Below are 10528 nucleotides of genomic sequence, written 5' to 3' on the forward strand. Positions count from 1 at the left end.
ATACCAGAATTTCTAGCAGCATAAGATCCAATATTATATTCATTAATTATTTTAATATTCATACTAGGAAATAGACCTATGAATTCTGGACAAGGTACAGTGGAATTATTATTAACTATAATAACTTCAAATAGAGAAACATCAAAATTTTGATTATTTAACCCGTTTAAAGTCAACTTCAATCTATCAAAATCATTATAAACCGGAATTACGATTGAAAAAATCATAATTTATTAATATAAAACTTTAAGGCTAGTAACTTCATTTTTATTTTTCTTTTAAAATAAAATAACAATAATAAAATAATACTATTTTTAGTCGGAAATTTTTGAAATTTATAACCAAAACTATCATTCAACGAAACCTCTTTAAATAAAAGAGGAATAGCAAAAAAACCAGAACTTACATTATTATTATGAATAATCATACACCACATTCTATCAGTATTATTTATATTGATAGTACTTTTATCATAATAATAATCAGTATGTTTCTTATACCATACGGTCTTAAAATAAAAATTTGAATCTATTTTTTCAATTAAACTTATAAAAGGATTACATTTATGGGAAACAACACCTAGAACATATTTACTATTATGATATAGATAGCCTTTATCATAATTAACAGGTAAATAATCCTGATAATCAAATAATGATTGAATATTATTAGTAAATTTTTTTGATATTAAATCATCAGAATCTATCCTGGATGTAATTATATGACTTACATGATGATCCATCAACAATTTTATATCTAAAACAACTTTCCCAGAAAGTATATCAAAATCACCATTTAAAAGAATTAAATGGTGATTTATTGATGATATTTTAGATTCAATTTGCCTTATATAATTAATATCAGTTCTATAATCTAAATAAATAATCCAAGAAAAATTTTTATTTTCTTGATTACAAACTGATGGAACACACGTTTTAAAAAACAATTCTAGCCTATTTTTTAACCAAACATCAGGGTCTATTTTCTTAGCGTTACACCGTTCTATAAATGCTACATTAAACCTTGTTAATAAAAAATGTTTAAAAGACATTAACTAATATATTTAAAATAAATTCGAAGTAATTCATTATTTAATTTACTTTGATTAAAATTTTCAACTATAAATTTACGAGCACTCTTACCCATTTCTTTCCTCAATTCATTATTATTGATAAGTTTTAATAATACTTCATTAAATTTACCTATATTTTTTTCTTCAACCAAAAAGCCCGTTAATTGATGAATTAATCCATACTTAACACCTCCTACATCAAAACATACTACTGGAAGCTCCATAGACTGAGCTTCTTGAATAACTAAGCCTTGCACTTCTTGTCTTGAAGTCAATGGATCAGAAATTCCAGTATAAATGAAAATATCAGCTTCCTTATAATATTTAACTATTTCATCATGTGAAATACTACCAACTAATGTAACAAACTTTGAAATACCTTTATACTTAATAAATTCTTCAACCTCTTGTAATAGACTTCCAGCACCTATGATTGTCAAGCTAAGCGGAACATTGGTTTTATTTAATATTTTTGAAAAAATTTGAAGTGCATATATAGGACCTTTTAAAGAAATGAGCCTACCACAAAAAATTATATTAACACTTGAATTTTCACTTTTATTTTTTTTATTTGGTCGAAAAAAAGAAACATCTACCCCAACTGGTAAAATAGATACTGGTTGATGAATAGATGAATTAATTTGTCGAAGTAGAAATTGACTATAACTATTATTTACTATAAAATGTGAAGAATGATTGAAAATACTCTTATACTGTTTCTTATAAATATTTAAGTTATTTGGAGATAAATCCACACCATGAAAAGAAACAATTACTGGTATATCTTTAAACAACCTAAGCCTTTTATACAAATTTATAAATTTACCAGAATGACCAAAATGAGCATGAATAATATCTACATCTTTAATCATATATAAGTATATAAAATTATACTGAATATATAATGTTAAAGAATGATAACCAAACTTTACAAAATTAAACAACTTTAATGAATTACAATAATAGTCAAAAGATTTTATTCTATAGTATGATTTTAAAATAAATCCAAATCTTTGAATTATATTTTTAGGAACTGGTGGTATAAATATAGTTTTCTCTAATAAAGAATAATCCTTTACTTGAAATTGTATCCTATTTAAATCACCCTTAGACCTTGTAACAATGGTAACATCAAAACCCTCATGAATACATAGAATTATTTGATTTAGTACAAATGTCTCTGATATAGCAGGAAATTCATTTACAATAAAAGCAATTTTTTTATTCATATAACAATGATTTCAATAAAATCCATTTTCTAAAAAAAGTAAGAAATACGCTAAAAAAGCCAGTTGATTTAATAAAAATACTAAAATATTTCATAAAATCATTGCGTTGTAATTTCTTTCTATTTTGGAGCAACATATAGAACGCATGATATACTATTTGATATTTAATTTCTTTTATTACAACTTTATTTTTAAACAATAATGTTTCTAAATCTAATTCTTCAATTCTTTTTTTCTGATATCTTAGAGATCCTTTCCCAAATGATATACCTAAAATATGACCTCTATAGGTGCTCATAATTCTGTTTACATAAAACCCATTACCAATTTCATAAAACATTAAATAAAGCAAAAAATCACCATGACTATGATTTATTTTTATTATATTATATGTGAATAAATTTCTAAACACAATTGATGAAGTAGCTTTCCCTCCCATGCGAAAAAATTCTTTTGCTTTTACAACTCCAGATTTATTTTTAACCGGAAAAATTGAATAAATAGTATGTTCATCATTATTTTTAACTTTACATGATTTATGAAAGGAAAATGAACAACTTGCATTATTCTCTAAAACTGCTATTTGTATTGATAACTTTTCATCGTCAGTCCAAAAATCATCCCCTTCACATAACGCTATATATTTTCCTCTGCACAAACTTAAAGCAAAATAGAAATTATTCATTACACCTAAATTCTCTTTATTATTATAATATCTTATTTTTACATTATTGTGATTTTTTTTTAATATTTCATGAACAATTTTATTAGTATCATCAGGTGAATTATCATTAACAATAATAAGCTCTATGGGGCCTCTATAATTTTGCTTAATAATTCCGTCAACAGCACTTTCAATATAAGCTGCATGGTTATAAGTAATCATGCAAACACTGACAAGGGGTAGATTTTTTTTAGTTATTTCTGTTTTCACTTATTTACTGATTTAATTTTTGCTGGCACACCAATACAGGTTGCTTTATCAGGTACATCAACAGTAACTACAGCTCCAGCAGCTACTTTTGCATTGTTTCCTACTTTAACCCCAGGCAATAAAATTGCACCGGCCCCAATAAAACTTAAATCTCCCACGCTGGCTTTTCCCAATACCTGGACGCCTGGGCTAATTGTAGAAAACCTTCCTACGCTAGCCCCATGATGAATAAAACTTCCGGTATTGATAAGTGTACCTAAACCTAACTCCACATTTGCCCCTATAAAAGAATGATGAAAAACATCAGAGGCAACTGATGGGGAATAAGTGCTGACTATAGCTGAATTGGTTCGGATACCTACATGTTCTCCTCCTAAAGAAACAAATAACTCATACATAAACTTCCTCACCTCACACTCTCCTACACCAAGCATAAATCTGGCATCCACCTTAAAAGCCTCTGCCAATTCCTCATTGGACTTTAATATAGGATAGGCTGATTGAAAAATACTTGCTGAAGATACGTTATCGAAAAATTTGACGCCTTCATTCACTTTATTAGAAATCAGTACATCCAATACTTCCATTGCGTGACTTCCTGCACCTGCTATTACCATAATATTGTTATTTAGATTTATTTTCCCAAGGAAACTTTTCAATTGGATGTTCAAACCTAAAAAAATTGTTGAAATCTCTTATGCCTGTCTCTTCTTGTAAATTGAGAGTGAGCAATTTATTTTCCTTGTCTTTAAAATGATGTTTTACTGACGAGTTGTGATTGACATAAAGATTAATGAGTTTTTCCTTATCATATAATTTTCCGTTCTCTTCAAAGTTATACACCTTGCATAAAAACTCCCAAATCCATCCTTTATATACATATTGGCTTTCTTTTAATGACTTTATGGTAGGAAACTTTCCATCATTAAATTTCTGCGAATGAAACCTGACCAAAGAATTGTACCATTCTTCGGGGGAATTTCTTTCGGTTAAAATAAACCTTGCATCGGGGTAAAGCTTATCAAGTACCTTATATAATCCGGGAGCACTGAATGGGTAATCTTGAAAAAACTGGGCATTCTTGGTATAACTGACCAGCCCCCGATACTCTCCTTTAGTTAATTCTTGTAAAAGTAATTCTGCAGCTCTTTGTTCACCTAAAACAAATCCCAAATCAATGAATAGATGCTTCAAAGATGTAGTACCGGTTTTGTTAAAACCTATACAAAAAATCTTAGGTTTCCCGAAGACCTTAATTCGGTTGATAGCAGATGCTAATTTAATTTTATATCTTTTCATTCAATATCCTTTTTATGCATTTGATAAAGAGCGGTCTTTTTGTAGACATCTTCATTTTTGCAAAAAAAATCAAACTCCCTGAAGGCTTACCATTTTCCTAAAATCGATGGATTTTGATTCAAGTTCATTAAATTTTCCAGAGGATGCTATTTGACCCTGTTTTAATAGAAAAATCTGGTCCGCATTCCTTATGGTACTTAGGCGGTGAGCTATAATTACAATGGTAACTTCTCCCCGCAACCTCTCGATATTTTCCTGAATATCCATTTCTGTTTCAGAGTCAAGTGCTGAAGTAGCTTCATCCATCAACAATAAATTAATGCCTTTGTACAATTCCCTTGCAATGGAAATTCTTTGTTTTTGCCCCCCACTGACCATGATGCCATTATTGCCTAATCTGCTGTCTTCACCCTCTTCAAGCCCTTCAACGAAATCCAATACTGCCGCTTTTCTTAATGCTTCCCTGCACTTTTCCCTGTTATCCGTAGTATCCTTATCCCAAAAACTAACATTATTAAAAATACTATCATCAAATATTACCGGCTCTTGAGTTATGTAGCCTACATATTTTTGGTAATGATTCCTATCAATAGTCACCATATCTACCCCATCAATGGTCAGGGATCCTGAATCAGGCAAATATAATCCAGCCAAAATATTCATTAATGTAGATTTTCCTGACCCACTTTCCCCAACTATTGCCAATACTTGGTTGCGCATTATGGTAAGGGTTAATTGATGAAGTATTACATGTGATCCATAGCCAAACCTTATATTATTCAAAAACATGTGCTCTTGAATACCATCGATTTTTACAGTCCCCTGCACTTCTTTACCATTTTTCAATTCTTCTGTAAAGGATTTTAAGTTCTCCAATGAACCATAATTAGCAATAACAGAATTCCAGTACGATTGTAAAGCTAAAAGATAAGTGAGGGACCGGTAAAAAAACAATAAACTTAAAATAATTCCTGGTATATTACCTCCGTACACATTAATTTCAACTAATATTACTCCTACAATAATTAGAATGATTATAGGCTCTCTTATAGCAGTAATAATTGAAGACAATAATCCTAGTTTTCTGTAATGAAATTCAACCTTTTCAATTTGTCTCCTTAATTTATCACCATAATCCCTGAGCAAACCACTTGCTTTAAGATATTTAAAATAATTAATCTTTTGTAGCAACAAGCTTTGAAAATACTGGTTGCTTTTTGATATATCTACAGAATGTTTTTTGGTTCTTTTAAAAATCGAGGCATAGAGAAAATTAGACATTCCCCCTCCTATTAATACAAAAAGGGAAAATCTTACATTTACGCTAAAGGCCATACCAACATAAATAAAAATCATAGCAAAGGCCTGCAATACATACATATAACTATTAAAAGCCACCACAATTCTTTCGATTTCAATTGTGGCAGTATTTTGAATTCTTCCCGAATCCTGCCTGACAAAATTTTTGAAAGCATAACGGTCAAACAAATCTACAATTGACAACCTCATTCGCTTGATAAAAAACCTGCGTAGCAAAATACTGTAGTATTGCTCAAAAAATTTAAGGACTCCCTTCAGTGTAAAAAACAAACCCATTAAAATTAAAACTACTGAAACAGTCAGAGGGATTCCATAATTTTGAATTATGTCTATAATAAATACAAATTTACCCATGCTCTGGCCGTTGGTACTCCCACCGTCAGCCGTCTCCAATAAAGGCAAAAACATGGTCAAACCCAACCCGTCCATTAAGGCTACCAACATACTTAAGCCAAATGCAATAACCAGTCTAGCTCTTGCTATCTTATAAAAATAAGAGAAATAATAAAAATATTTTTGAATAAATCGTTTCAAATGTAAAAATTGGTTTTATTGATTCGTATTATTTCTTAAAAATGGAAATCTTAATAGCATACTCAAAACATGAGCTGCTATCAATTCAGACCCTACTTTGTCATCAATAAACCTCCCCAAAAAATGACCCAACCTGCCGGTATGTGTCCGGCAAATATCTTCTGTGATATGGTCTATTTTATGCTTTGGTAAGATTTCTACAAAGCCTGCAGCTAATGCGGAGGGTATTAGCATATGGGAGCCATGCACAGCGATGACCACCTGACTTTTACTGAAAATCTTATTCCATCTTTTCTCTACTTCCCAATTGATCGAAGTAACTCTCTCATCCTTTATGTGGCTCAGAAAAGTAGTAGTTTTACCTAACCCGGTTACAGTAAAATTTACTTCAGAAAACCTTTTATTAACAACCTTGACCAGACGGTTAATTAATGTCTTTTGTCTCCATAAAAACAATGGCTTAAAAATTTTCTCCTGCTTGAATTTTTTTGAAAACATATATAGCCAGTTCAGGAGTCGATTGGCCAACCAGAACCTGTCTTCTCTCCAAATAAATGTTACTTGTGGCACAGCTTGATCAAATTCCTCCAAATCAAAAGGTTTCACTCCCAGGATTTTCTCAAAATCCATCTGCTGATGGTCTAAATGTATAAATGCAGGGTGAAGCAAAACCTTTTTAAATCTCCGAAATTGATTTCTCACCCAAGTATCCAAACCCCCAACCCTATCCGAAAATTGTTTCAAGGGTAAGTCAATCGACCATATCTCCACCTCATTTTTTGGCAATAACCATCTGCATTGCTCAGGAATCATTACTGCAATGGTTCTACTTGGGTTCCTTTCTATCTCCTTATAGACATTCCAAACTTTGGTGAATACATGTCCAAAACAACTGTCCAGGCAATTGATCAATAGCAATTCTTCTCCTGATTTTTTATTAAAAACATTCAAAGCTACTTCTTCACCCGGCTTTTCTTTCATGGAATCAATCAAAGGTTCGGCCAACCATGCGGCTTTTTTTTGATCAAATAATTGATGTCGACCATTGCTAGAAAATGAAACCGGAAAATGGGACATATGTCCTGAAGGCAAACCAGCGTAGTAATCTAAATGACAGCCCTCACAAGCGTATTTTCCCAAAACATGCATCCCCTGAAAATATAGCGCTGCCCCGGACTTATTTCTGTCCTTGCAACGGGGACACAGGTTATTATCAGTCGCTAATTCAGGATAAATTTCAATCATCCCCTACCATTTTCTTAGGCCTAATCTATCTAAATGATAGCTTGTGAGGGTCTTTATACGGCTTCTTTTGGCTGCTCCACTCTCTACAATACTGTATTTAAGCTCTGGGTTAAACACCAAGGCTGCATAGGACAGGTTAGAAGGTGATAAGATAAGCTCATTACAGCAAGATAGGCTTATGCAGTCCAGCAAAGCCTCTTTAGCTAGCCTAGGACCATCCTTTAATGTCTCATTGTTATGAATGGAAATTGCTCCTTGAGACCTGACAAAATCATGGGCCATTATTTTAGGTGAAAATTCTTTTTTCAATTTTTCCAAAAGCTGCTGATCATCCGTAGCTACAAAGATCTTGTCATAGGTCGAAAATTTCTTTTTAATTTTTCTAAAAAACTTAGCATTGCCAGCTGGAGGGAACTCTCGAAAATGATCCGTTTTTCTAATGTGAACACCTAGAGTTTTAACCTCGGACATTCTATTTTTTATTTCATTAATTTCCTTTGTCAAAACCTCGTTAAAATCTAAGCCCTTTTTCATTATCTCATTTAAAAAGCGATAGTGATTTCTATCCCAAATTCGCAGGGGGAATACTTCTATTTGCTGATTTAAAATAAGTTTATCAGAACTTTTTAACAAAGGTTGATTAAATAAGCTTTCCCAAAAATTATTTCTCTTTCTTGAATCTTGAGGGCTTGAATATGCGTACACGTAGTTGCTTAAGTCAACATAGTATGGCGTTTCATACTTTTGAGCAAAACCTATCCCATAAAGAACCTGAAGAAATAAAGAAAAAAATCCACGCCTACATTTTTGATTGGGATGGTCTTTACAGCCAAAATCGTTTTGATTGCAGGAGATTATATACCTGGCATTTTTTTGGGTCAATTGGCTTAACCTCTCCGCTGTGACCGAAGATCTTTTAGGCATATAGCTAACTAGATTGTTTATAGACCTTATTCAATTTTTTCCATCCATCCACCGGAACCATATAATGTCTATGAACAAAGGAGTTGGCTCCAAAGCTTTCTTTCCACCTAAAAAGCCCCTTATTGATATTTAAGCCTAGATTTTCATTGGAATGACCAAAATCCAAGAATTTGTATTTTTCAGCAAAAGTATTCCCTAGGTAATTTACTAAGGCATCCAATGCATTTAGTTTTCTGCCTTGGCTATTGCTTGCCAGGTATTGGGTATGGATGCAATTTTTGGAAAAATACACCGTGGCACCTGCTACCATCAAGCCATCCTTAAAAACATTGAATTGTCGAATTTTTCCCGGAAACTTTTCCATCAAAAATGACATTTCTTCATGACTGTGGGTAGGTGCTGTTTGGTATCTGTTTTGAAGGTTGGGAAGAAGCAAGGCTTCCCAAAAACTTTTTACCTCATTGGATTCAATTATTTTTAAATCCTGTCGACTAGCTTGTTTGATATTGGCTTTCCTTCCTTTATTCTTTACCGCTAATGGCAGGTTTATCGTCAATGACAATTCCATTTGTATAGTTTTGGCATTTGTCAGATGCATGATATAATCCATGGCTTCATCCTGAATCGAATTGTAGAAAGCCGGTGTTTCTTTAATTTGTAGAAGGCTTACCCCTAATGCCTCAAAATATTTCATTAAGGCTTTGAACTGTTCAAGTTTTTGATCAAAAGAGCAGGGTACCTGAATTAAGCCGGCGTAACTTAGTCCTTGATGGGAATAGACCATTTCTCCCTCTTTATGGGCTGCAAATACAGCCATCGGTTTACTATTTTCATACAATATAACCGAGCAATCTTGAAATTTATCTGAAGGATGATACGCTAAAAATTCTCTTTCATGCATTATGGTGGCATTGGTAGCCTTTTGAAGCACCCTCCCCCAATCCTTTATAAGGTCAGGAGAATAATGCATTACTTCATAATTTTTGACAGGCAAAAGCTAGTGTATATTTTGGGGTTTTAATCCCGGTCGCCAGTGGGCAATCAAAGTTTCTTTAATGGGCTGAAAACCAAATTTTTTATAAAAATCCATGGCTCTTTTATTGGCTTTCTGGGTAGAGAGTCCCAATAACCTAAAACCACAGCCATCAAGCATTACCAAAGCCTCATGCATTAATTTCCTTCCTACCCCTCTTCCCTGCTCACTTCCTTTGACAGCAAATAGACCAACATGGCCTCTACCTCTAAGTAATTTAAATGTAATAAAACCTACCAATTTACCGGAAATTCGGGCAACGATAACTTTATGTTTTTCGGCCTTGATGGTTTCCCACCATGTACTGTATAATTTCTCGTATTCTTGATTGGCTAATAATATATCCTGCTTGAATCTGGACCACTGTCCACTTGAAAAGATTAACTCCCTTAAGGCTTTCTGATCTGATTGAGAAAGATTTCCGGAAACAATCATTTCTGAAACTTCGACTTCCGCATCAACTTTTGGGCTTTGGACCAGATCAGTTTTTATGATATTTTTTACCAAGTCAACCCTGGTACTAATGGGAGACCATCCACACAATTTAACCAGGCCTGGCTTCCCCATGACATAAATTAAATCGAAGTTTTTAGCTTGATTGTTTACTTTTTCTAAATCAGGAAGGCATCTCCCCAACTGTAGCTGTCCTACCCTGTATCCAAACAAAGAAGTGTCAAAAGGTAAAAGCTTTATCATTTTAAGTCTTTTGGTCTACAATATAGCGTGGACGATTTTTCACCCCCTCAAAAGTTTTCCCAACATATAGCCCTACTATACCAATGGTTGTTAATAAAAGCCCAAAGAGTATCCATAAGGAAACGATTATACTTGCATACCCCGGCACTACAATGGCTCCTGAAAAATAACGTATCAAGGTGACCAAAGCAAATAAAAATCCGATTAATGCAACAATCAAACCTGATTTAATCGTCAAACGA

At 32.7% G+C, this 10528-nt stretch carries 11 protein-coding genes and 1 pseudogene; all 12 read right to left on the bottom strand.

Going from position 1 to position 10528, the window contains the following annotated elements; all coding sequences use genetic code 11:
- On the bottom strand, positions 1-227 hold a 227-nt coding region (locus tag AAC037_RS10345; RefSeq protein WP_339902924.1), incomplete at its 3' end, for a glycosyltransferase family A protein.
- Positions 224-1051 (bottom strand): glycosyltransferase, encoded by an 828-nt coding sequence (locus tag AAC037_RS10350; RefSeq protein ID WP_339902925.1) that lies wholly within the window; start codon positions 1049-1051, stop codon positions 224-226. The genes AAC037_RS10350 and AAC037_RS10345, both read right to left, overlap by 4 nt.
- Positions 1051-2301 carry a glycosyltransferase family 4 protein gene (locus AAC037_RS10355; RefSeq protein WP_339902926.1) on the bottom strand — a complete coding sequence of 417 codons (1251 nt, stop codon included), beginning with the start codon at positions 2299-2301 and terminating at the stop codon, positions 1051-1053. Before AAC037_RS10355 ends, AAC037_RS10350 begins: the two co-directional genes overlap by 1 nt.
- A complete protein-coding gene (locus AAC037_RS10360) occupies positions 2294-3235 on the bottom strand; it encodes a glycosyltransferase (protein ID WP_339902927.1) in 942 nt (313 codons plus the stop codon). Before AAC037_RS10360 ends, AAC037_RS10355 begins: the two co-directional genes overlap by 8 nt.
- Complete coding sequence (locus tag AAC037_RS10365; RefSeq protein WP_339902928.1) at positions 3232-3852, bottom strand: DapH/DapD/GlmU-related protein; 621 nt, start codon at positions 3850-3852, stop codon at positions 3232-3234. The genes AAC037_RS10360 and AAC037_RS10365 overlap by 4 nt, the downstream gene beginning before the upstream one ends.
- Before the next feature lie 7 nt (positions 3853-3859).
- Positions 3860-4534, bottom strand: a complete 675-nt coding sequence (locus AAC037_RS10370) for a sulfotransferase (protein WP_339902929.1) — start codon at positions 4532-4534, stop codon at positions 3860-3862.
- A gap of 69 nt (positions 4535-4603) precedes the next feature.
- On the bottom strand, positions 4604-6388 hold the full coding sequence (locus AAC037_RS10375) for an ABC transporter ATP-binding protein (RefSeq protein ID WP_339902930.1): 1785 nt from the start codon (positions 6386-6388) through the stop codon (positions 4604-4606).
- 15 nt (positions 6389-6403) lie between these two features.
- On the bottom strand, positions 6404-7633 hold the full coding sequence (locus tag AAC037_RS10380) for a hypothetical protein (RefSeq protein WP_339902931.1): 1230 nt from the start codon (positions 7631-7633) through the stop codon (positions 6404-6406).
- A 3-nt stretch (positions 7634-7636) separates the two neighbouring features.
- A complete protein-coding gene (locus AAC037_RS10385) occupies positions 7637-8557 on the bottom strand; it encodes a hypothetical protein (protein WP_339902932.1) in 921 nt (306 codons plus the stop codon).
- A gap of 4 nt (positions 8558-8561) precedes the next feature.
- Complete coding sequence (locus AAC037_RS10390) at positions 8562-9527, bottom strand: hypothetical protein (protein WP_339902933.1); 966 nt, start codon at positions 9525-9527, stop codon at positions 8562-8564.
- A gap of 27 nt (positions 9528-9554) precedes the next feature.
- Positions 9555-10286, bottom strand: a complete 732-nt coding sequence (locus AAC037_RS10395; RefSeq protein WP_339902934.1) for a GNAT family N-acetyltransferase — start codon at positions 10284-10286, stop codon at positions 9555-9557.
- A 1-nt stretch (position 10287) separates the two neighbouring features.
- A pseudogene (locus tag AAC037_RS10400) lies at positions 10288-10528 on the bottom strand (glycosyltransferase); the annotation flags it as partial.

The sequence above is a fragment of the uncultured Cyclobacterium sp. genome, from assembly GCF_963976465.1.
In the GTDB taxonomy this organism is placed as follows: Bacteria; Bacteroidota; Bacteroidia; order Cytophagales; family Cyclobacteriaceae; genus Cyclobacterium.